This window comes from Methylosinus sp. C49, assembly GCF_009936375.1.
In the GTDB taxonomy this organism is placed as follows: domain Bacteria; phylum Pseudomonadota; class Alphaproteobacteria; order Rhizobiales; family Beijerinckiaceae; genus Methylosinus.
The window spans coordinates 3,196,203-3,218,586 of sequence record NZ_AP022332.1; the positions used below are offsets into that span (position 1 = coordinate 3,196,203).

The following is a 22,384-nucleotide window of genomic DNA, read 5'->3' on the forward strand; positions in this document are numbered from 1 at the left end:
TCGATGATAAAAGCCGCAAAGTGGATTTGAATTAAGAGGGGTGCATGACGAAACGCGCGCTGCTGACGGGCATTACCGGACAGGATGGGGCCTATCTCGCGCAGCTTCTGCTCGGCAAGGGGTATGAAGTCTCTGGCGTGATCCGCCGCTCCTCGCATCGCGGCGTCGAGGACCATCGCCTGCGCTGGCTCGGCGTCGCCAATGACGTGCAGCTGCTCGACGGCGATCTCAGCGATCTCTCCAGCCTGCTGCGCATCGTGCAGGAGGTGAAGCCCGACGAGGTCTACAATCTCGCCGCGCAATCCTTCGTCGCCTCCTCCTGGCGCCAGCCCATTCTCACCGCCAATATCACCGCCGTCGCCGTCGCAAATGTGCTCGAGGCGCTGCGGCTCGGCGCCCCCGGCGCGCGCTTCTATCAGGCCTCCTCCTCCGAGATGTACGGCCTCATTCAGGAGCCGATGCAGAGCGAGAAGACGCCCTTCTATCCGCGCAGCCCTTATGCGGTCGCCAAGCTCTATGGCCATTGGATCACGGTCAATTACCGCGAGAGCTTCGGCATGCACGCCTCCTCGGGCATTCTCTTCAACCATGAGAGCCCGCTGCGCGGCATAGAATTCGTCACCCGCAAGGTGACGGATAGCGTGGCGCGCATAAAGCTCGGCCTCGCCAAGGAGCTTCGCCTCGGCAACATAGACGCCAAGCGCGACTGGGGCCATGCGCGCGATTATGTGCGCGCCATGTGGCTGATGCTGCAGCAGGAGACGCCGGACGATTATGTCGTGGCGACGGGCGTCACCACCACAGTGCGCGACATGTGCCGCATCGCTTTCGCCCATGCCGGCCTCGACATGGAGGCGCATTTGGTGATCGACCCGAAATTCTACCGCCCGGCGGAAGTGGACATTCTGCTCGGCGACTCCAGCAAGGCGCGCAAGGCGCTGGGCTGGGCGCCCGAGACCTCGCTCGATGCGCTCATCCGCGAGATGGTGGACGCCGATCTCGAGCGGCTGAAACATCAGGCGAAAGCCTGAGGGCGCACGTGACCAACGAGCAGCGAGACGGCGTGGCCTTGTCCTCGGACGGCCTCGCCGCTTTCATTTCTCCGAAAGGCGCGGAGTTGCAATCGCTGCGCACGCGCGACGGCGTGGATTATCTCTGGGCCGGCGAGCCGAGTTGGCCCAAGCATAGTCCGCTGCTGTTTCCGATCGTCGGCCGGCTGGCGCAGGACCGCTATGAACACCGCGGCCACAGCTATGCGATGCCGAAGCACGGCTTCGCGCGCGACAGCCAGTTCGCCATCGTCGAGACCTCGCCGCATTCGGCGCGTTTCGCCCTGCGCGCCAGCGACGCGACGCGCGCGGTTTTCCCTTTCGAATTTCTGCTCGAGGTGGAATTCACTCTCGACGGTCCGCGTCTCGACATTCGCCATAGCGTGACCAATCTCGGCGACGCGGATATGCATTTTTCCATCGGCGCGCATCCGGCCTTTCGCTGGCCGCTCGGCGACGCCGCCAAAACGCAGAGCCGCATCAATTTCGAGCGCCATGAGCCGGCGCCGATCCGCAAGCTCATCGGCGGGCTGCTCGGCCGCATGAAGGATTCGCCCGTCGAGGGACGAACGCTGCCATTGCGTGAGGAGCTGTTCGCCGATGACGCGATCATCTTCGACACTCTGGCGAGCAAGAGCCTCGTCTATTGCTGCGGCAGCGGACGATCCGTGCAGATCGCCTGGGACGGTTTCCAGCATCTCGGCCTCTGGTCCAAGCCGGGCGCGGATTTCCTCTGCATAGAGCCGTGGCATGGCTATGATTCGCCGGTCGGCTTCGCCGGCCCGCTCGATGAGAAGCCCGGCATCGCGCATGCGCGCCCCGGCGAGACGCGCGATTTCACACTGCGCATAGAGATAGGCTGAGCATGGGCGTCGCCAAGCGCCATGCGATCAAGCTGCTGCGACGCGCGCTCGGCCTTCCGACGGGCGATCTCGACATCGTCGGCCGGCTGGACGGCGCCGCGGACGGCGTCGTTCACGGCTGGGCCTATCGCCCCGCCCATGCGGGCCGGCGCGTGCTGGTCGATATTTTCGCCGATGGCGTTTTCGTCGCCCAGCAATTGGCGGATCGGCGGCGCGACGATCTCGCCGCCAATGGCTTCGGCGACGGCCGCCACGGCTTCGACGTCAAAATTCCGCCCGTTCTTCTGCGCGGCGCCGAGACGCGCATCGGCGTCCGCGCCCTAGCCGAAACGCCCTTCGAGCTCACCGCGACGGAAAAGCGCCCGCTCCTCGCGCGCCGCCTCGGCCGCGACGATTATCTGCGCGCGACTTTCGCCGGAGCCTTTCGCGACGACGCCGCCGGCGACGTCACCGAGCGCTCGCCTCTGCGCCGGACGGAGCTTCTGTTCGCGCCGACGCCCGTCCCCGCCCCGCCGCCCATTCTCGGCGAGGCGCTCTGCGCCTATCTCGACCAGAATCGCTACAAATGGGACCTCGCCGATCAATTCGACGCGACGATCTCGATCGCCGATCGCGAGGCGTTTCTCGCGCATTATGTCGAATTCTACGGCCGCGCGCGCCGGCCTCTGCGCATACCGCTCTCCGCGCGCGACATAGACTTTCTCGATGAGGGGCCGTCGGCGCAGGATCGCCTCGCGCCGAGCCGGGCTATGCGCCTCTTCGCGCAGACGCCGCGGGACGCGAGCGCGGATGCGCGGCTCGAGGCGATATTCCGCTGGGCCGCTCACGGCGCCGCCGCCTTCAATGTCGAGGATTGCCTCATCGCGCCCGCGCATGAGGCGCTGCTGCGCTCACATGAAGACACGGGCGCGCGTTTCCCGCTCTCGATCTTCATGACGCGCTTTCTCGACGCGCATCCGATCCTGCGCGGCGCAGATCTCACGCGGGAGAGCGAGCGGCGCGCAGCCTATTTCGCCGTGCTGCTCTTTTCCGCTCGCGCGCCGCATTATCTGCGCTTCATTCCGCCGGATTGGCTCGCGGCGTTTTTGACGCCACAGGCCGGCGCCACGCCCTTCGATGAAGAGTCGCGACGACTCTTCGGCGCCGGCGGCGTCGATGTCGCGCATTGGCGCGCCGCGATCGAGACTCTAGGCTATGATTTCGGCGAGAAGAGCTTTCGCTCGCGCACGCCCTCCGGCCATCGTGCGCATTCGGCGACGCTGCCGGCGCCGGAAGGCGAGCGCGTCGACATTCAGCTCATCGGCCCTTTCAGCCGGCAGCTCGGCATAGCGGACAGCTGCCGCGCGCTCGCCGCCGCGCTCGAGCGCCTCGATTATTCGCTGCGGCTCTGCGACTTCACCCTCGATTATCCCAATCGCATTCGTGAAGACGCCGCGCCGCTGCCGACGACGCTGCGACGCGCCAAGATCAATATTCTCCATCTCAATCTCGAGGAGTTGCCGAGCGCCATCGCCTATCTGCCGGACATTTGGTCCGAGGGCCGGCTCATCGGCTTTCCCTATCTCGAGATGGCGACGCCGCATCCGGCGCAAATGCTCGGCCTGACGCTCGTCGACGAGCTATGGTCGGCCTCGGACTTCACGAGAGAGACGCTGGCCGCCCATCGGCCGACTCATACGATCGGCACATCGGCGCGTCCCGTGCGCAAAAAGGGTCGCGCGGCGGCGCGCGCGCTCGCCTATGCTGACCTTGCGCGCGCCGACGAGTTCGTCTTTCTTACCTCCTGCGATGCGCTCTCCGGCGTCTATCGCAAGAATCCGCTCGGCGTGATGCGCGCCTTTCTCGCAGCCTTTCCGCATGAGCCGAAAGTCAAGCTCGTCATCAAGACGCATAGCGTCGATCGCGTGCGCGCGCCGCGCGAGATGGATGTGTGGCGCTCCATTCGCAATGTCGTGGCCGAATGCGAGCGCATCACGCTCGTCGACCGCATTCTCGACGATGAGGAGCAGATGGCGCTGATCGAAGGCGCCGATTGCTATGTCTCGCTGCATCGCGCCGAAGGCTTCGGCTATCATATGCTGGAGGCGATGGCGCTGGAGACGCCGGTGATCGCCACCGCCTATTCCGGCAATATGGAATTTTGCGACGATCACACGGCGTTTCTCGCGCCCTATCGCCTCGTTCCGGTCGGCCCTGGCGAATATCCGCGCATGCGCGGCGATCAGCGCTGGGCGGAGCCCGATCACACGGGCGCCGTCGCGGCGATGCGCGCCGTCTTCCACGACCGCGCGGCGCGCGAGGCCAAGGTCGCCGCGGCGCGCCTGCTCGCCGAGACGCGCTTCTCGACCGACGCTTTCGCGCAACGGCTCGACGCGCGCATCAAGGACATATTGGCGCGCGGCCCACGCGCCGGCGCTCGAGCTTTTCGATAGAGCGCTCATGCGATCTATTATCGCTCTGCATTGCCCCGTCTCGGCTCAATAGCCGCGCGCCGATCCCGCCGCGGAGCGCGGATCATTGACGCCGGTCATCGCGCCTTCGCTGATCTCTATCGCCTCCGATGCGCCGAAGGGCGCGTGATCCTCGATTTTATGCCCCATCGCCTCGAGCCGGCGGCGCGTCTCCTCCGACAGCGCGCCGGGCTCGGCCAGCACGACATCCGGCAGCCATTGGTGATGGATGCGCGGCGCCGCCACCGCCTGCGCCAGCGACATGTGATGATCGATGACATTGAGCGCCGTCTGCAGCGTCACCGAGATGATGCGCGGCCCATTGGGGCTGCCGAGAACCAGCGCGACCTTGCCGTCCTTCATCACAATGGTCGGCGACATCGACGAGAGCGGCCGCTTGCCGGGCGCTATGGCGTTTGCGCTTCCCTGCACGAGGCCGAAGCCATTGGCGGCGCCGGGCGCGGCGGAAAAGTCGTCCATCTCGTCATTGAGCAGCACGCCCGTCTCCGGCGCCATCACCTGCGCGCCGAAATAGCCGTTGAGCGTGTAGGTGACGGAGACCGCGCCGCCCTCGCCATCGACGATGGAATAATGCGTCGTCTGCAAGCGCTCGCGCGGAGCGGCGCCTTGCGCGAGATCGACCGAGCGCGTCGCATGATCGGGAGAAATGCGCGCGCGCAGCTCCGCCGCATAAGATCGCGAGGTGAGACGCGCGACGGGATTGCTGACGAAATCGGGATCGCCGAGCGAATTATTGCGATCGAAGAAGGCGCGCCGCTCCGCCTCGACGAGAAGATGCGAGGATTGCGGCGTGTGAAAGCCGAGCGCGGCGAGATCATAACCTTCGAGAATGTTCAATATTTCGCACAGCGCGACGCCGCCAGAGCTCGGCGGCGCGGCGGAATAGAAATCATAGCCGCGATAGACGCAATGAATCGGCGTGCGCTCCAGGACCTCGTAGATCGCGAAATCCTGCTCCGCGATCACGCCATTCTCGGCATGAGCGGCGCGCTCGATCGCCTGCGGAACGCGCCCTTCATAAAAGGCGCGCGGCCCCTGCGCCGCGATCTCTCGCAACAAACGGGCGAGATCGCTCTGAACCAGCCGATCGCCGATCTGCAGAGGCGAGCCGTCGGCGCGGGAGAAGATTTTCGCCGCCGCGGGACTGTCCTTCAGCCGCGTCGCGGCGCGCAGCACGCGAATATCGGCCTCCTCGAGCACGAACCCCTGCTCGGCGAGCGCGATCGCCGGCGCGATGATTTTCTCGCGCGGCAAGCGGCCATATTTGGCGTGGGCGGTCTCGAGGCCCATCACCGTTCCGGGGACCGCCACGGCGCGATAGCCGTTGCGGCTCGCGTCTTTGACGACGGCGCCCTTCGCGTCGAGAAAGAGATCGGCGCCGGCGGCCGCGGGCGCGGTCTCGCGAAAATCGAGGAAGCGCGCGCCCTGCCCCGGCAGCTGCGCCAGCAGAAAGCCGCCGCCGCCGAGATTGCCGCAGCACGGATGCGCGACGGCCAGCGCATAGCCGACGGCGACGGCGGCGTCGATGGCGTTGCCGCCCGCCTTCAATATGTCGAGCCCTATGTCGCTGGCGAGATGATGCTCGCTCACCACCATTCCGCGCCGCCCGGTCGCGACCGGCTCGGCGGCTGCGGCGAAGGCGAGAGCGGAAAAGCAGAGCGCAAGAATAGATCGCATTCGCGCGTCTCTCATTGTCCGCCGCCTATTCCCGCCGGCGGGCCGATGAGCACGAAGCCGCGGCTGCGTCCTTCATTGCCGGCGTCGATCGTGTTCATCGCGTCGAAGAGTTCTGCGGCGGCGATCCACACCGGCGGATATTTGTAGCGCGCGACATCGAGCAGCAGGAAGCGATCCGTCTTGGCGTCATAGGCGGCGAGCGGCGAAATGTGCCCGCTGCGCGTCTGGCCGAGCGCCGCGCGCTGATAATTGACGACGACATGCCGCCGCTTGCGCGAGAGCTGCTCGATCGCACTGGCGCGAAACTCCGCGAGCGAGCTCTGCGCCGCATGCGTGACCTTCGCCTCGAGGCCGAAGCTGGCGACGAGGCCGCCGAACTCGTCCAGCGTCATGCCCCGGCGCAAAATGTTCTCCTGCTTCACCACCGCCTCGGTCTTCTCGCTGAACAGATTGTCCTGCGAGAAGCTCCCCTGCCCCTCGCCGCCGGCGGGTGCGGGAATGTCGAGCGCGTTGAGCAGCATCGCCAGAGTGGCGACGCCGCAGAAGGAGCCGTTCTTCTGCGTGACGAATTCCGAGGAGAGCGGCCAATAGGCCTCGCGCGCCTCCGATTCGAGAAACCATTCGCGCCCCTGCGCGCTGCGCAGATCGATGAGATTATCCGAAAGCGGCAGCCGCTCCGCCAGCGCCGGCGAGACTGCGGCGGCGATTGCGCAAAAGAGAAGCGCGAGAACAGCGGCCGGGCGCCGCCGCGAGATCGACGTCTTCGTCATTTCGTCCTCAGGAAGGCGCGCCGTCGCGATAGACGGCCGCGCTCCAACAGATTAGCGGCGCGCGAGGCGCCATGCAATTTTTGACCCGCGAAGGCGGCTTTATTGCGCCTCGAGCGCGGCCAATAGGCTCGCCTGATCCGGCGCCGCGGCGACGCGCACATTGGCGCAGCCGGCGGCGCGCAGCACGCGCGCGACATCTTCCGACAGCGCGAAATGCGTGACGCGCGCGCGAAGCGCGGCCGAGACGCCAGCGGCATCCGCCAGAGCGAGGAAGATCGATGCGCTGCGCGCCGAATAATGCAGCGCGGCGTCGATTTCGCCGGCCGCCAGAGCGGCGCGGGCTTCTTCCCTGAGAGCGGCGGCGGCGCGCGCCTCATAGGTCTCGACCACTGTCGCCGCATGGCCATGCGCGCGCAAAAAGCTTTCGAGATCGTCCTTGTGATCATGGCCGGCGAGATAGAGAAAGCGCGCCGGCGCCGGAAAGCGCGCGCCGAGCAGAAGCGTCAGCGCCGCCACATCCGGCGCGCTCGCCTCCACCTGCGCGCCGCGCGCGGACAGCGCCGCCGCCGTCTTGGCGCCGACGACGAAAAAGGGCGCGCTCGAGGCCGCGAGCCCTTCGCCGGAAAACTGAATCGCGCGGGCGCTGGTCGCCAGAACCGCGTCGAAGTTCTCGGCCGGAATCGGCGCGCCCGTGGCGGCGATCTCCAGAACCGGCGCGATCAGCGGCGCGAAGCCGCGCCGCCGCAATTCTTCCGCCGTGCGCTCGGCGTCCTCTCTCGCCCGCGTGACGAGAACGCGCCTCATGTGAGACCCGCGACTCCATTGGGCAGGCGCAGCAAAATCTCATTGGCGGCGGCGTCGCCGATCAGCGCGGCGTCCATGGACGGCCCGCGCCGACGCGCCTCATAAACAGCAGAGCCATCCGCCCGCAGCGCCATGCCATGAAACTCGATCTCCTCGCCTATGAGCTTCGCATGGGCGGCGATGGGCGTGCGGCAGGAGCCGTCCAGCACGGTGAGAAAGGCGCGCTCGGCGGCGAGCGCGGCGGCGGTCGCCGGATCGAGAATGGCCGCCAGAGCCTCGCGGACGCGCGCATCGCCGGCGCGCTTGGTGACGGCTATGGCGCCCTGTCCGGCGGCAGGAAGAAAATCCTCTATCGGCAGAATGGCGGTGGCGTGGCGCTCGAGGCCGAGCCGCTTGAGCCCGGCGAGCGCCAGCAGCGTGCCGTCCACCTCGCCGCTCTCCACCTTACGCAGCCTGGTCTCGACATTGCCGCGCAGCAGCACGATGGAGACATCCGGCCGCAGCCGCTTCACCTGCGCGCCGCGCCGCAGCGAGGCCGTGCCCACCACCGCGCCCTTCGGCAGCGCGTCCAGCGTCGCGCCATTGCGGCCGATCCAGGCGTCGCGCACATCCTCGCGCGGGAGATAGCCGGCGATGGCGATTTCCGGCGGCAGATGCGTCGGCAAATCCTTGGAGGAATGCACGGCGAGATCGATGCGCCCCTCGATGAGGGCGACGTCCAGCTCCTTGGTGAACAGCCCTTTGCCGCCCGATTCCGAGAGCGGCCGGTCCTGGATCATATCCCCCGTGGTGCGGATGACCTCGATCGGCAGCGTCTCCGCCTCGAGGCCGAGCGCCGCGGCCAGCAAGGCCCGCAGCTGCCGCGTCTGCGCCAGAGCGAGAGGGCTGCCGCGTGTGCCAATGCGCAATTGTGTGGTCGTCATAGCCTCGTCCGCCGTGGGAATTGTCGAGGCGGACTATAGGGAAAAGCGGGCGGGCTACAAGCGGGCGGGAACTCACGGCAGCGGTCGACCGAAGGCGGACGTCCGCATCGACCTCGCGGCGTCGCCACGACATGCGCGCAACTATCTGTAGGGCTTATTTTGTTGCCTTCTGTATTTCCGCATTTCTGCGTCGTTGCGCATAGTCCTGCGGAACCGCACCTCGAGTGGCATTAGCGGTCGAGGCTCCCGGCTCATGCGGTGCGGAGGGTGTGGGAGGGCCATAAACAGAGCACTAAGCAACTTAATGATCTATTTATAGATCACTTGTTGACTCTTCCCTTTTTGTGGGCGCATGATCCATAAAACGGCTGCAGGAGGCCGTCGAGCCTCGTTTATGGATCATCGAATGCCCAAGCCTGCGCACCGGGCCACCTCTCGCTACGCCTCAGAGGCGGTGACCTATCTCGGCCGCCTGATCCGCGAAAGCCGCATCGGGCGCAAGGAGACGATCAGCGAGCTGGCCGAGCGCGCGGGTGTTTCGCGGGGGCTGTTGCAGCGGATCGAGCAAGGCGATCCCGGCTGTTCGATCGGCGCTGCATTCGAAGTGGCGTCGCTGGTCGGAATTCGGCTGTTCGATCTCGATCGCGCCACCATGACCCTCAGCAACGACATGTTGGCGCAAAAGCTGACGTTGCTCCCGCGCTCTGCGCGCCCGAAGGAAAAGTCGGTGAAGGATGACTTCTGAGAAGGCCGCGCCGAAAGAAGCTTATGTGTGGATCTGGCTGCCGGGCGCGGTCGATCCGGTGGTCGCCGGCCTCATCGAACGAGAGAACGATCGATATGTCTTCAACTACGGTCAGTCCTATTTGCAGCGGAACGACGCCATCGCGATTTATGACCCGGAATTGCCGCTGAGGCGCGGCGCCATTTTTCCCAACGGCACGCTGACCATCGCAGGGTGCTTACGGGACGGATCGCCCGATGCCTGGGGCCGTCGCGTCATCATCAATGGGCTGTACGGCGCAAAGCGCGATCACATCGACGTCGATACGCTCGATGAGCTGAGCTATATGCTGCAATCGGGTTCCGACCGGATAGGCGCTCTCGATTTTCAGACTTCCGCCAAAACGTTCGAGGCGCGCGCAGGCGCGGTCGCGACGCTGGAAGAGCTTCAATCGATCGCCGAACGCGTGGAAAGCGGCGTCCCCGTAACTCCCGAGCTGGAACGCGCGCTGTTCCATGGCACAAGTCTCGGCGGCGCGCGCCCGAAAGCGGCGATCGACACCCCCAAAGCGAAATTCATCGCGAAGTTCTCATCGAGCAACGATCTGATCAATGTCGTGAAAGCTGAATTCATCGCCATGCGCCTCGCCGAACATCTGGGACTGACGGTTGCGCCAGTGCGGCTTGAAAAATCGGCGGGTAAGGACGTGTTGCTGATCGAGCGCTTCGATCGCGTCCGGACGCCAGCGGGCTGGGCGCGCAAATCGATGGTGTCGGCGCTGACCATGCTCGGGCTCGATGAGATGACTGGGCGCTATGCGTCCTACGAGGAGTTGGCGCAGATCATTCGCACGAGGTTTACGACGCCAAAGGCGAGCTTGCGCGAACTGTTTGGCCGGATGGTGTTCAATGTGCTCTGCGGCAATAATGACGATCACGCGCGCAATCATGCCGCGTTCTGGGATGGCAAAAAGCTGTCCCTGACGCCTGCCTACGACATTTGCCCGCAACGCCGCACCGGGCGCGAGGCCAATCAGGCTATGCGGATCATCGGCGAGCACAGCGCCAGCACGCTTGCGGTCTGCCTGTCGGCTGCGCCGCAGTTCCAGTTGAGCGCGAAGGCTGCGAGCGAACTCATCGAAGCGCAGATCAGAGGGGTCTATGCGAAATTCGGCGAAATCGCCGAAGAGGCCGAGCTTTCCGCGATCGATCGCAAACAGCTGTGGCGGCGAACCTTCCTCAATCCTTATGCTTTCGAGGATGCGCCGCAGGCAATTGCCGCGCTGGAATTCGATGTCTAGCATGCGTCCGGCCAATGGCGCGCGCTCGCGCGGGCGCATAGGATCGCTAGCGATGCGCGGGCTCGACAACATCCCTCCCGAGGAGCCTGCGCAGCAGGCGTCTCGAAGGGTCGGCCGCCGCGCGCTGGCGCATCCTTCGAGGCTTTTTGCGTTCCGCAAAAAGCGCCTCAGGATGAGGGGATTGTTTTCCTACATCACCAAAAGCTCTGCGGATCGACGTCCACCGCCACGCGCACGCCGCCGCGCTCCTTGGGCGCCGCCGCCAGCATGGCGCGCAGATAGGCCTGCAGATCGGCGCTTTTGGGCGCCTTCACCAGCAGGCGGAAACGATAGCGCCCGCGAATGAGCGAGATGGGCGCCTCGGCCGGCCCGAGCACGACGATCTCATCCGCCTCCGGCAGGCCGCCGGCCGGGGCGACGCGATAGCGATCGGTGGAGGGCAGCGAATGCCCCGCCCGCGCCAGAGCGCGCGCATGGGTCTCGGCGGCGCCGGCGTCCTTGGCCGAGACGATCAGCGCCGCGAGGCGCCCGAAGGGCGGCAGGCCGGCGCGCTCGCGCAATCGCGTCTCCTGCGCATAGAACGCCTCCGCCTCGCCGGAGAGAATGGCGCGAATGACCGGATGGTCGGCCTGCCAGCTCTGGATCAGCGCGCGGCCGGGCTTCTCGCCGCGGCCGGCGCGGCCGGTCACTTGGTTCAGCAGCTGAAACGTGCGCTCGGCGGCGCGGGGATCGCCGCTGCCGAGCCCGCTGTCGGCGTCCACCACGCCGACCAGAGTGAGAAAGGGGAAATTATGCCCCTTCGCCACCAATTGCGTACCGATGACGATATCGAAAGCGCCGGCCGCAATCTCGGCGAGCTCGCGGCGCAAGCGCTCCTGCCCGCCGGGAAAATCCGAGGAGAGCACCAGAGTGCGGGCGTCGGGAAAGAGGATCGCCGCCTCTTCGGCGAGCCGCTCGACGCCCGGCCCGCAGGCGGTGAGCGAATCCTCCGCCTCGCATTCCGGGCAGATGTGCGGGCGGCGCTCGACATGGCCGCAATGATGGCAGACCAGCGCGCGGCGGAAGCGATGCTCCACCAGCCAGGCGTCGCAATTCTCGCAGCGGAAGCGATGGCCGCAGCTGCGGCACAGGGTCAGCGGCGCATAGCCGCGCCGATTGAGAAAGAACAGAACCTGCTCGCCGCGCGCGATCGTCTCCTGCGCCTCCGCCACCAGGCGCGGCGCGAGCCAGCGTCCGCGCTCCGGCCCATTGGCGCGCATGTCGATCGCCTCTATGCGCGGCATGGGCCTCGCGTTGGCGCGGGCGGTGAGGCGCAAATAGCCATAGCGGCCGCTCTGCGCATTTACGCGCGATTCGATGGAGGGCGTGGCCGAGGCGAGCACGATGGTCGCGCCCTCGAGCCGCGCGCGCACCACCGCCATGTCGCGGGCGTGATAGGCGACGCCGTCCTCCTGCTTATAGGCGGCCTCATGCTCCTCATCGACGACGATGAGCCGCAAATTCGAGAAGGGCAGGAACAGGGCCGAGCGCGCGCCGGCGACGACCTTCACCTCGCCCATGGCGACGCCGCGCCACAGCCGCGCGCGCTTGCGCTCGGAGACGCCGGAATGCCATTCGGCGGGCTTGGCCCCGAAGCGCGCGGCGAAACGCTCGAGGAATTGCGCGGTGAGCGCGATCTCCGGCATCAAGACCAGCGCCTGCCCGCCGGCGCGCAGCGCCGCCGCGACGGCCTCGAAATAGACTTCCGTCTTGCCGGCGCCGGTGACGCCCTCCAGCAGAAAGGGCCGATAGCCGCCCTGCTCCACCGCGCTCGTCAGCGCCTCGGCGCCCGCGAGCTGCTCGGCCTCCAGCGGGGCGCGCGCAAAATCGGGATCGAGCGCGCCGGCGACGGGCTCCGGCGGCAGGGCGACTGCCTCGAGCGCGCCGGCGTCGACCAGCGCATCGACGACGCCATTGGAGCAGGCCGCCGCGCGGGCGAGCTCGCCCTTGGAAAAAGTGAGGCCGCCCTCCGCCGCCTCTATGACGCGCGCCCGCGCCGCCGTCATGCGCTCAGGCGGCGGGCCGGCGAGCCGATAGCCGACGCGGGGCGTCTCCGGCGCCGCCTCCTCCACCGCGCGAGTGGCGAGGCGCAGCGCCATGCCGCGCGGCGCCAAGGTCCAGCGCGCCACCCAATCGATGAAGCCGCGCAATGTCTCGCCCAGCGGCGGCCGGTCATATTTGGCGATGACGGATTTGAGATTGCCCGGCCCGGCGCCGCCCACCGGCGCCACCGACCAGACGACGCCAAAGGATTTGCGCGTCGCCAGCGGGACCTCGACGCAATCTCCCGGCGAAAGCCGCAGCGCCGGCGGCGCGTAATAGGAATAGGCCATATCGACGGCCACCGGCAGCAGAATCTCGACGATCTGCGCCCCTTCTCTCGTGTCCGCCTCGCCGCTCATGGCGCTGTCTTAAAGTGTTTTCGAGCGAAGTGGGAATTGGTTCGCGTGAAGAAAACAGGATTTTCGCGGGCGCTCAGCGGGCGGCGATCCGTTCCGCCGCATCGCGGCGAGGCTGGGCGAATTTCGTCCGGCTCCGGTCGCTCACCGGCTTGGCGCTCACGGGCTCGACGGCGGCCGGGGGTGCTCCCACATCCAGCTCGCTGGTGAAATAACGAGTCAATTCGGAGACGATCATCGACTTCACATCGGCGCCGAGCGCGGTGACGACGACACGATAGCAAGCGCTCGGGGGGCCGTAGATTTCATGGGTTTTTTGATCGATCAGCTCATCGCGCCGCGTGATCTCGATCAGCTTTTTCTCTTCCAGAGATTTGTCGATGACGCCGAAGAGGCGCGTTCGCGCATCGGCTTTGTCATAGTCGCATTTGATCGCATCGGCGCCGAGCCTGTCCATTCCAACGGCGTCGAGCGGGAGAAGATGGAGCAGCCGCTCCACCTCACGCGGTCCGAGGTTTCGCGCATGGGCGGCGAGATCGCCTATGGCATTCTTTTTCGCGCCGAGATCGGGATTGATCTCGAAAGCCTTTTGTCCGAGCGCGAGCTTGAAATCGCCGATCTCGACCGACTGCACCTTGGAGAGCAGCATCAGCGCCGAGTCCGGCCGCTGATAGACGAAGGCCCCGGCGGCGGCGCTCGGCCCGCCGATCGCCGTCACCAGGGCCACGCTTTTGAGAAAATCGAAAAGGTTCTTGGCAATATCGGTCATCGCAATGCTCCGTCCCAATGTCTCTTGCTCGTTTCGAACGCTGAGATATTGCAGGACGGAGCGACGTGCTTCTGTGCTGACGCACACAAGCCGATGAACGAAGCGTTAAGAAACCTGCGACGGATGACGGCCGAGGGCGTGCGCAGGCCGAGCGCGCAGAAGATCGATCTCCTTCGACAGCGGTCCGCTGCGGTCGAATGCGAGCTGCGCGAGCGGCGCGATGAGCGTGTGCCGCGCGCCGCCGCCAAAGGCGAATTGCGTGACGCACATCACCGATTCGCCGGTCTCGAAAATAGAGGTGACGATGCAGTCGGGCGGCAACTCGCCGGTGTGAGCGAGCGATTGCGCCTTGCGCCGCAGAGTGGGACGCATCCGCGCGCGGACCGGCAGATAGAGCGAAAGGTCGCGCCAGCTCTTATGAGCGTCACGCGGAATATGATCCATCTCGAAATCTCCTTTGCGCAAATCTCTCATGATCCGAGCGTCGACGATGACCGAATGGGCCATCATAGGGCGGCATCCTGTCACCGTCCTGTCGGGAGAGCGTATCGGCGAAGGAATTTTTGGAAAATTCAGACGAAAATCATGTTACGCGAAGGTTACGCGAGGTTCGTGTGAGCTTCATGAAATATTCGCGTTATGTTATACGCGTTATTACGGAGACGAGCGACGCGGCTGCTCGCGCGCCGCGCCCAGGGACGGAAGCTCAGACGAGCATCGCGGCCGGATGCTCGATCAGCCGCTTGAATTCGGCGAGCAGCGTCGCGCCCAGCGCGCCATCGACGGCGCGATGATCGACCGAGAGGGTGACGCTCATGATCGTCGCCACCGCGGGCGCGCCATTTCTGGCGATGATGCGCTCCTCGCCGGCGCCGACGGCGAGAATCGTCGCATGCGGCGGATTGATCACGGCGGCGAAATTCTTGACGCCGAACATTCCGAGATTGGAGACGGCGGTGGTTCCGCCCTCATATTCATTGGGCTTCAATTTGCGCTCGCGGGCGCGCCGCGCCAAATCTTTCAGCTCGATCGCGATCTCGCGGAAATTCTTGGTCTCGGCGTTGCGCACGACGGGCGTCACCAGCCCGCCGGGGATGGAGACGGCGACGCCGACATCGGAAGATATGTGCTTCAGCATCGCCGTCTGCGTGAAGGTGACATTGGCGTCTGGAACCTTCTGCAGCGCCAGCGCCATGGCCTTGACGATGATGTCGTTGACCGAGACCTTCCACTCGGGCTCGCCGTTCGCGCCCTTGGGCGCGGCGCTGTTGTAATCTTCGCGCAGGCGCAGCAGCGCGTCGATCTCGCAATCCGTCTGCAGCGCGAAATGCGGAATGCTGCGCACCGCCTCGACCATTCGCCGCGCGATCGCCTTGCGCATCGAATCATGCGGGATTTCGGTAAAGGAGCCGGGCGCGAAGAGCTGGCGCACCACAGCGTCCGACATTCCGGCCGGCGCCTCGATCACTGGGGCGGAGGGCGCCGCCATGGGCCGCGCGCCGGAGCCGAGCGCCGATTTCACATCGCGCTCTATGATGCGGCCATGCGGGCCAGAGCCCTTCAGCGCGGAAAGATCGAGCCCGCCTTCCTTGGCCAGCCTGCGCGCCAAGGGGGAAGCGAAGATGCGTCCATCGGCTCCGCCCGGGGCGAGCCGCTCGTCTCCAGAGAGCGCCATGACGTCACCTATAGAGAACGGCCTTCGCCGCCGCGATCACATCGGCGACGGAAGGCAGAGCCAGCTTCTCGAGATTGGCGGCATAGGGCATGGGCACGTCCTTGCCGGTGACGCGCAGCACCGGCGCGTCGAGATAATCGAACGCCTCCTCCTGCACGCGGGCGGCGATCTCCGCGCCTATGCCGCATTGCGGCCAGCCCTCCTCCACCGCGACGCAACGGCCGGTCTTGCGCACCGACTCGATGATGGCGGGAACATCCATCGGCCGCAGCGTGCGCAGATCGACGACCTCCGCCTCTATCCCCTCCTTGGCCAGCGCCTCGGCGGCCGAAAGACAATGGATGACGCCGATGGAGAAGGAGACCAGCGTCACATCCGTTCCCGGCCGCGCGATGCGCGCCTTGCCGATGGGAATGAGGAAATCCTCGAGCATGGGCGTATCCCATTGCTTGCCGTAGAGAATCTCATTCTCGAGGAAAACCACTGGGTTGGGATCGCGAATGGCGCTCTTCAAGAGCCCCTTGGCGTCGGAGGCGTTGGACGGCGCGACAACCTTCAGACCCGGCACTTGCGAGAACCAGGCCGCATAATCCTGGCTGTGCTGCGCGCCGACGCGGGCCGCGGCGCCGTTGGGGCCGCGAAAGACGATGGGGCAATTGATCTGCCCGCCGGACATATAGAGCGTCTTGGCCGCGGAATTGACGATGTGATCGATCGCCTGCATGGCGAAATTGAAGGTCATGAACTCGCAGATCGGCCGCAGACCCGCGAAGGCGGCGCCGACGGCGAGGCCGGCGAAGCCATATTCGGTGATCGGCGTATCGACGACGCGGCGCGGGCCGAACTCCTGCAGCAGGCCCTGCGTGACCTTATAGGCCCCCTGATATTCGGCGACCTCCTCGCCGATGACGAAGACATTTTGGTCGCGGCGCATCTCCTCCGCCATGGCGTCGCGCAGAGCTTCGCGCATGGTCATGGGGAGGAGCGTCGTATCGGCGGGAATTTCGGGGATAGCGACGGCGGGTGAAGGAGCGGCGGGCTCGGCCACAGTCGCGGCCGGCGCCGCGGGAACGGCGGCGGCGACGGCCGCCTCCTGCGGAGCGGAGGCTGGAATATCCGGCGCCTTGGCGGGCGCAGGCGCGGCGGTCTCGACGGGGGCGGCCGGCGTCGAAGGCGGCGCCTCCGCGTGGCCGATCTCCTCGCCCTCCTCGGCGATGACGGCGATGGGCGTGTTGACGGCGACATTCTCTGCGCCGCCCGGCACGAGGATGCGGGCGAGCACCCCCTCGTCCACGGCCTCCACCTCCATCGTTGCCTTGTCGGTCTCGATCTCGGCGATGACATCGCCGGCCTTGACCTTGTCGCCTTCGTTCTTGAGCCATTTGGCGAGCTTGCCCTGCTCCATCGTGGGCGACAGCGCGGGCATGAGGACGTTGATGGTCATGGTGTCACACTCTTTGTGGACTGGTCATTCTAACGCCTCTGTTCGCACAAACAATCACTCCGTCTCGTTGTTTCTATGCAATATATAGTTGGCCAGTCCCAGAAAGCCCTCGTCCGGCCCGTGAAAGGCACGCGAACGAATAAGGAAGCTTTTCAGCTCATTTTCTGGGAGCGAATCAAGCTTTGAGTTTATCTGCGAGACAAGCTTTGCCTTATCGGCCGGCACGGCCTCGATCCCAATTCGGCGCGCAATGGCCTGCAGTCTACGCACGCTCCCGTTCGATAGAGAAGAGACGAAGTTCTTTTTCGCTGACTTAAGATCTACCTTCGGTTCGACGCTACGAGCAACATTCCGGCGAGGCCGCGGCATATCCAGCTGCCGAACTAAATCAAGCACCTGTTGTATTTCCGGGTCAATTCTGTCATCTGCAAGCGCGCGCTGAATCGCGCCAAACTCTTCAGACGTGTAACGCATCTGAAGCAGCTTTAGCTCCAAGATCAGAGCGCCTAGACGACTGGTCAAAGCCCTATTTCCTTCATAAACTCTTCGCCTAGCTTATCAAACTCGCCAATAACCCACCATCTGGCATGGTCAGTCAAAAAAATTGGATCGCCATTCCGAGCACCTCTAGGGTAGGAATCAGAATGCCTGAGTTCGTTTTTGAATACGGTCCAACCGTTGGCTGCCGCGACGGCATGCACGTCCCTTCTACCTGCTTCGTGTTCGGGCTTCACGTGTTGGGGATCCGAGTCCGTAAACACCACCCCGGCAATTTCAATCCGATGTTGGCCGAATGAGGTATGAAACTCGTTCAAAGATCGAACAAGCAGAGGCAAGCCGATTGCCGCCAAGAACTCTGGCTTGACAGGGACAAGCACGAACCGACTAGCACGGTATGCCGATAGGGTTAAAATTGACTCTGTCGGTGCGCAATCAATCAGAATCAGATCGTATGCACTCGCGTGATCCGCCAAAAATTTTGCAAGCAAGTGATCCTTCGACGTCGGATTTTTTAGTGTCCACGCAAGTTCGAGACGTGACGGTATCAAATCGACCCTGCCACCGTCTGGCCACGCCCGCACATTATAGATCACCGCGCCGGGGGACACGCCAGACGGAGCGCTGCCGCCGTGAAACGCAGGCGTGAACTGCTCAAGAATATCAACAACCGTGCCTTTATTTGCTTTTATATAAGACAGATAGCCCGCTGCCCCCATTAGATATTGACTCGCATTTGCTTGTGGATCGAGGTCTACTACCAAGACTCTCTTTGCTCTCTTGAAACTAGCGTGCCAAGCGAGATTGAAAGCCAGAGTTGTCTTACCAACACCACCCTTCATATTTATCAATGAAACTGAAACGGGCATTTTGGCTCCTTCGATGCGCTACGTCAGATTGATACAAGGCAGCTTGTTCAAGATGCGGTCCCCTTCCCTCATAGAACCACATCCGTCCACAATTCGCTCGGATCGGGCTCTGGATCATTGGTCGCGAAATCCGCAGCCTCGGAGACAATGCGGCGCACGGCGGCGTCGATCTGCTTCAGCTCGTCCTCGCTCGCTCCGCCGGCCAGCAGACGGGCGCGCACTTGCTCGATCGGATCATGCTCCTCGCGCACGCGCTGCACTTCTTCCTTGGAGCGGTATTTCGCCGGATCGGACATTGAATGGCCGCGATAGCGATAGGTCTGCGCCTCGATGAGGAAAGGCCCCTTGCCGGCGCGGCACCAGTCGAGCGCCTCGCGCGCCGCGGCGGCGACGGCGCGCACATCCATGCCGTCGATCTGCCGGCCGGGAATGTTGAAGGCCGTGCCGCGCATCGAAAAATTCGACTGCGCCGAGGAGCGCTCCACCGATGTCCCCATGGCGTAGCGATTATTCTCGACGATGAAGACGATGGGCAGCTTCCAGAGCTCCGCCATGTTGAAGCTCTCATAGACCTGACCCTGATTGGCGGCGCCGTCGCCGAAAAAGGTCAGCGAGACAGAGCCGTCGCCGCGATAGAGATCGGCGAAAGCGAGGCCGACTCCGAGCGGGGCCGGCGCGCCGACGATGCCATGGCCGCCGTAAAAATTCTTCTCGCGCGAGAACATATGCATGGAGCCGCCCTTCCCTTTGGAATAGCCGCCCCGCCGCCCGGTGAGCTCCGCCATCACCCGCTTCGGCTCCATGCCGCAGGCGAGCATATGGCCGTGGTCGCGATAGCCGGTGATGAATTGATCTGTAGATTTCGCCGACATTCGCGCGCCGACGACCACCGCCTCCTGGCCGATGTAGAGATGGCAGAAGCCGCCGATGAGGCCCATGCCGTACATTTGGCCGGCCTTCTCCTCGAAGCGGCGGATCAGCAGCATCGCCCGATAGGCGGAAAGCTCCTGCTCGCGCGTGAAGGCCAGAATGCCGCCCTCGGCCTGCGCGCCCTCGGCGGCGCTGGCCACATCGGCGATTTTCGCGTTTCTGTCCGCTGCCGGCATGGCCGCCCGTCCTCGTCGTCGTTGGACATTATCTGGGAGCGTGTGAGGCGTGAGCGAGCCCTCGTCCCTCCCGCATCGCGGCGAGGGCTCCGCCTTCGGCAGAATAGCTCGAGCGCGCGCCGAAAACGAGCCGTCTCGCGGCGCTGTCCTCAGCGGCGCGTGGACGACGCGGGCGGCGTGAGAATCACAATGTCGTTGCGATGCGCGCGGCCGAGCACCAGGCGCGCCTCCTCGTCCAGAATATCGGCGTCGACGACGTCGCCGCGCACCAGCGCGAGCTTACGCTCCCATTGGGCGCGCTCGGCCTTCAGACCGCCGAGCTCGGCGCGCAGCTCGGCGATGCGCTGCTCATATTCGACGCCGGTCTTGAGCCCGCGCTGGCCGTTGACGCCGTGCCAGACGAAATAGCTCGCCACGAGCCCCGCCGCTCCGTAGAGCAGCAGGGGGATCACGAAAGAGCGCAGAACATGACGAGCGAACATGCCGCCACTTTGCGCGAACATTGTATAAGCGTCGTTAACGGCCTGGGTCTCGCCGAATCGGCGATCAGCGCCGCCCGCGCGCGACCCGCTCGATCTCCGCGCGCACGAGGCGCTCGACGAGATGCGGCAGATTGTCGTCGAGCCATTGCTTCAGCATGGGCCGCAGCATGTCCTGCGCATAACGCTCGATGAGATCGGCCTCGCTGATGACGATGCTCGCCGCCAGCGCCTGGAAATGCGCGCCGATCGACATGGCCGCGTCGGTCGAGACGAGCGGCGTGGGATCGCTGTCATTGGCCGGCTCGGCCGGGCTCGGCTCTATGCTCGCGATCATCTGCTCCTCGACCGGCTCATCCGCTATGTCCTGCACATAGGGCTCCTCGGCCGCAGCGACGACGGGCTCGTCGAGCGTCTCGTCCACGACCTCCTCGGCCGTATCCTCGGACCAGCGGCTCTGGTCGGCCGATTCGGGAGCCGGCGCGGCTTCCGCCTCGGGAGCGGCGGACGGCCGCAGCCAGAATTCGGCGGGCTTGGCGGGCTCGACCTCGGGAGCCGGCGCGGCGGCGATCGGCGCAGGAGCCGCGGGACGAGCGGCCACGGGCGCGCGCAAGGCGGGCGCAGGCGCGGCAGGCGTAGACGCGAGCGGCGCCTCCTCGCGCTGCGGCGGCTCGGCCGGGCGCTTCTCCTTGTCGCGCCTCGCGGCGGGCAAAGCGTCGTCGTCGGCGATGATGCGCCGGATCGAAGCGAGGATCTCCTCCATCGACGGCTCGTGCGACCGGCGCTCGGCGTCGAGCGCCGGCGCGGTGATCGAAGCGTTCATTGCGCTCATGAGATGTGCTGCTTCCCGTCTCGCGGCGACGGCTCCGCAATATCATCGCCGCGCGCTATTCTTATCCGCTCACTTCGAGCGTCGAGTCGCATCATCGGATGATTCCCCCCTTTGGTAAAACCGCAGGGGTTGTGCGTAAGGGAGTTTGCACACGATTTTTTACGCAGCGCGGCCTCGTCGCGCAGCGCTCAGCGCTCGGCGGGCGAGTCGACGCCGATCCACATGCCGCGCACCTGCTCGAAATGCGTCGTCGGATCATATGCGACGACATCGAGCTTCAGGCTGTCGGCCGAGAGGCGCCCTATGGAGCCGAGCGCCGCGTAAGACGCGACGACGCGATCGCGCTGCGCGATGATGAGCGAGACGCGCGCATTGAGCAGCGCATATTGCGCATTGAGAACGTCGAGCGTGGTGCGCTGTCCGACCTGCGCCTCCTCGCGCACGCCGCGCAGAGCGATTTCCGCCGCCTTGACAGCGGCTCGGCCGGAGAGAATCGAAGCGCGCGCAGTGTCGAGCTGCGCATAGCTGGAGACGACGCTGGCGCGCACGCTGTCGCGCTGCAGATCAGCGTTGAAGCGCGCCTGGCCCAATTGCTCCTTGGCCTGGCGAATCGACGCGTATTCGGAGCCGCCCTGATAGATCGGCACGTCGAGCCGTCCGCTCGCGCCGGCGGAGAATTGCCGAGTCTGAGGCGATCCCAGAAAGGAATCATATTGCTGCGAGAGCTGCGCGGCGACCGAGAGAGTCGGCGCCAGCGCGCCTTCCGCCACCTTCACCGCCGAAGCGGCGACATCCACCTGATGCTGCGCGGCGACGACGCCCGGATGCTCGACGATGGCGACGGCGATCGCCTGATCGAGCGATTTCGGCAGCAGCGATTCGACCGATTGCGCCGGCTGCAGATTTTTCGCCTCGGCGCCGATGATCTGCCGATAAGTGGCGACGCTGGTCTTCAATTGCCCCTGAGCGCCATAGAGCTCTGTGCGCGCCTGAGCGAGAGTCGATTCGGCCTGGGCGACGTCGGTGCGCGTCACCTCGCCAACTGCGAATCGGTCGCGCGTGCGCTCGAGCTGCTGCTCCAGCACGGCGACATTGTTCTTGCGCAGATCGAGCACCGCCGTGTCGCGCAGGACATTCATATAGGCGGTGGCGCCATTCTGCAGCGTCGCCTGCTCGGTGAGGCGCATCCCCTCGCGCGCGGCGTAGACGCCCGATTCGGCCTGACGCACGGAATTGCCGGTGCGGCCGCCGTCATAGAGCGTCTGCGAGAGGCTCAGCGTCGCGCCGCGCGGATAGCCGACGTATTCGTCATACATATAGGTGCGCTGGCCGGTCTGCTGGCTGCGGCCGGCCGGAATCTTGATGTTGGAGTTCTGCGGCCCGGCGCTCGCCGAAATACTGGCCTTGGGACGCATTCCGGCGGCGGCCTTGGGCGCCTCCTCGTCCTTGGCGCGCACATTGGCGCGCTGCTGATTCATATCGGGATTGCCGTGATAGGCGCGCGCCAGCGCCTCTTTCAACGTCTCCGCGCCGGCGGCGGACGGAGCCGCGAGGCCGAGGGCGAAAAGCCACAGCCCGAGCCAGGACGACGGACGCAATTCGACGATACGCATTCCACAAAGACCCGCTCTCGAACAAAGCGCGCCCGGCGCTCGACGAGAGCGCGGGCGAGCCCTACGGCCTACTCACGGAA

General features: G+C 65.3%; 19 protein-coding genes and 1 pseudogene. 5 read left to right on the forward strand and 15 right to left on the reverse strand.

The features are described from left to right. Window positions 1-44: 44 nt before the first annotated feature. From gmd to GYH34_RS15120, 3 genes are read left to right on the forward strand one after another with little or no spacing between them, the layout of a single operon-like run. Complete coding sequence (gene gmd / locus GYH34_RS15110; RefSeq protein ID WP_161914298.1) at window positions 45-1,031, forward strand: GDP-mannose 4,6-dehydratase; 987 nt, start codon at window positions 45-47, stop codon at window positions 1,029-1,031. An 8-nt stretch (window positions 1,032-1,039) separates the two neighbouring features. Continuing rightward, complete coding sequence (locus tag GYH34_RS15115; protein WP_161914299.1) at window positions 1,040-1,912, forward strand: aldose 1-epimerase family protein; 873 nt, start codon at window positions 1,040-1,042, stop codon at window positions 1,910-1,912. A 2-nt stretch (window positions 1,913-1,914) separates the two neighbouring features. Beyond that, a complete protein-coding gene (locus tag GYH34_RS15120) occupies window positions 1,915-4,344 on the forward strand; it encodes a glycosyltransferase (protein ID WP_161914300.1) in 2,430 nt (809 codons plus the stop codon). Window positions 4,345-4,389: 45 nt separating this feature from the next. Here the strand turns inward: GYH34_RS15120 and ggt are convergent, their stop codons facing one another. From ggt to hemC, 4 genes are all read right to left on the reverse strand, one after another. Then, the gene (gene ggt, locus GYH34_RS15125; RefSeq protein ID WP_244635143.1) at window positions 4,390-6,060 is read right to left on the reverse strand and encodes a gamma-glutamyltransferase; all 1,671 of its coding nucleotides are present in this window, start codon (window positions 6,058-6,060) and stop codon (window positions 4,390-4,392) included. 11 nt (window positions 6,061-6,071) lie between these two features. Next, complete coding sequence (locus GYH34_RS15130; protein ID WP_161914302.1) at window positions 6,072-6,830, reverse strand: phytochelatin synthase family protein; 759 nt, start codon at window positions 6,828-6,830, stop codon at window positions 6,072-6,074. Between the two features lie 99 nt (window positions 6,831-6,929). Continuing rightward, window positions 6,930-7,634, reverse strand: coding sequence for a uroporphyrinogen-III synthase (locus GYH34_RS15135; RefSeq protein ID WP_161914303.1), 705 nt, complete (start codon window positions 7,632-7,634; stop codon window positions 6,930-6,932). Continuing rightward, window positions 7,631-8,557, reverse strand: a complete 927-nt coding sequence (hemC, locus tag GYH34_RS15140) for a hydroxymethylbilane synthase (protein ID WP_161914304.1) — start codon at window positions 8,555-8,557, stop codon at window positions 7,631-7,633. Before hemC ends, GYH34_RS15135 begins: the two co-directional genes overlap by 4 nt. A 406-nt stretch (window positions 8,558-8,963) precedes the next feature. Here hemC and GYH34_RS15145 point away from each other — a divergent pair, with 406 nt between their 5' ends. After that, a complete protein-coding gene (locus tag GYH34_RS15145; protein WP_174242412.1) occupies window positions 8,964-9,302 on the forward strand; it encodes a helix-turn-helix transcriptional regulator in 339 nt (112 codons plus the stop codon). Further along, window positions 9,292-10,581, forward strand: coding sequence for a type II toxin-antitoxin system HipA family toxin (locus GYH34_RS15150; RefSeq protein ID WP_161914305.1), 1,290 nt, complete (start codon window positions 9,292-9,294; stop codon window positions 10,579-10,581). The genes GYH34_RS15145 and GYH34_RS15150 overlap by 11 nt, the downstream gene beginning before the upstream one ends. Before the next feature lie 194 nt (window positions 10,582-10,775). Here the strand turns inward: GYH34_RS15150 and GYH34_RS15155 are convergent, their stop codons facing one another. The 11 genes and pseudogenes from GYH34_RS15155 to GYH34_RS15205 form a co-directional block, all read right to left on the reverse strand. Next, complete coding sequence (locus GYH34_RS15155; protein ID WP_161914306.1) at window positions 10,776-13,022, reverse strand: primosomal protein N'; 2,247 nt, start codon at window positions 13,020-13,022, stop codon at window positions 10,776-10,778. 73 nt (window positions 13,023-13,095) lie between these two features. After that, complete coding sequence (locus tag GYH34_RS15160) at window positions 13,096-13,788, reverse strand: hypothetical protein (RefSeq protein ID WP_161914307.1); 693 nt, start codon at window positions 13,786-13,788, stop codon at window positions 13,096-13,098. A 105-nt stretch (window positions 13,789-13,893) separates the two neighbouring features. Continuing rightward, window positions 13,894-14,298 (reverse strand): hypothetical protein, encoded by a 405-nt coding sequence (locus GYH34_RS15165; protein WP_161914308.1) that lies wholly within the window; start codon window positions 14,296-14,298, stop codon window positions 13,894-13,896. Between the two features lie 196 nt (window positions 14,299-14,494). Further along, a pseudogene (locus tag GYH34_RS15170) lies at window positions 14,495-15,424 on the reverse strand (2-oxo acid dehydrogenase subunit E2); the annotation flags it as partial. Window positions 15,425-15,467: 43 nt separating this feature from the next. Continuing rightward, complete coding sequence (locus GYH34_RS15175) at window positions 15,468-16,907, reverse strand: pyruvate dehydrogenase complex E1 component subunit beta (protein WP_161914310.1); 1,440 nt, start codon at window positions 16,905-16,907, stop codon at window positions 15,468-15,470. A gap of 54 nt (window positions 16,908-16,961) precedes the next feature. Beyond that, complete coding sequence (locus GYH34_RS15180; RefSeq protein ID WP_161914311.1) at window positions 16,962-17,402, reverse strand: hypothetical protein; 441 nt, start codon at window positions 17,400-17,402, stop codon at window positions 16,962-16,964. A 23-nt stretch (window positions 17,403-17,425) separates the two neighbouring features. After that, the gene (locus GYH34_RS15185; RefSeq protein ID WP_161914312.1) at window positions 17,426-18,274 is read right to left on the reverse strand and encodes a ParA family protein; all 849 of its coding nucleotides are present in this window, start codon (window positions 18,272-18,274) and stop codon (window positions 17,426-17,428) included. Window positions 18,275-18,342: 68 nt separating this feature from the next. Further along, entirely contained in the window at window positions 18,343-19,380 is a 1,038-nt protein-coding gene (pdhA, locus tag GYH34_RS15190; RefSeq protein WP_161914313.1) for a pyruvate dehydrogenase (acetyl-transferring) E1 component subunit alpha, read from the reverse strand. Between the two features lie 149 nt (window positions 19,381-19,529). Next, window positions 19,530-19,883: a septum formation initiator family protein gene (locus GYH34_RS15195; protein ID WP_161914314.1), complete on the reverse strand. Its 354-nt coding sequence runs from the start codon at window positions 19,881-19,883 to the stop codon at window positions 19,530-19,532. Between the two features lie 43 nt (window positions 19,884-19,926). Further along, the gene (locus tag GYH34_RS15200) at window positions 19,927-20,691 is read right to left on the reverse strand and encodes a DUF2497 domain-containing protein (RefSeq protein ID WP_161914315.1); all 765 of its coding nucleotides are present in this window, start codon (window positions 20,689-20,691) and stop codon (window positions 19,927-19,929) included. 188 nt (window positions 20,692-20,879) lie between these two features. Continuing rightward, a complete protein-coding gene (locus tag GYH34_RS15205) occupies window positions 20,880-22,304 on the reverse strand; it encodes a TolC family outer membrane protein (RefSeq protein WP_161914316.1) in 1,425 nt (474 codons plus the stop codon). Window positions 22,305-22,384: the final 80 nt, after the last annotated feature.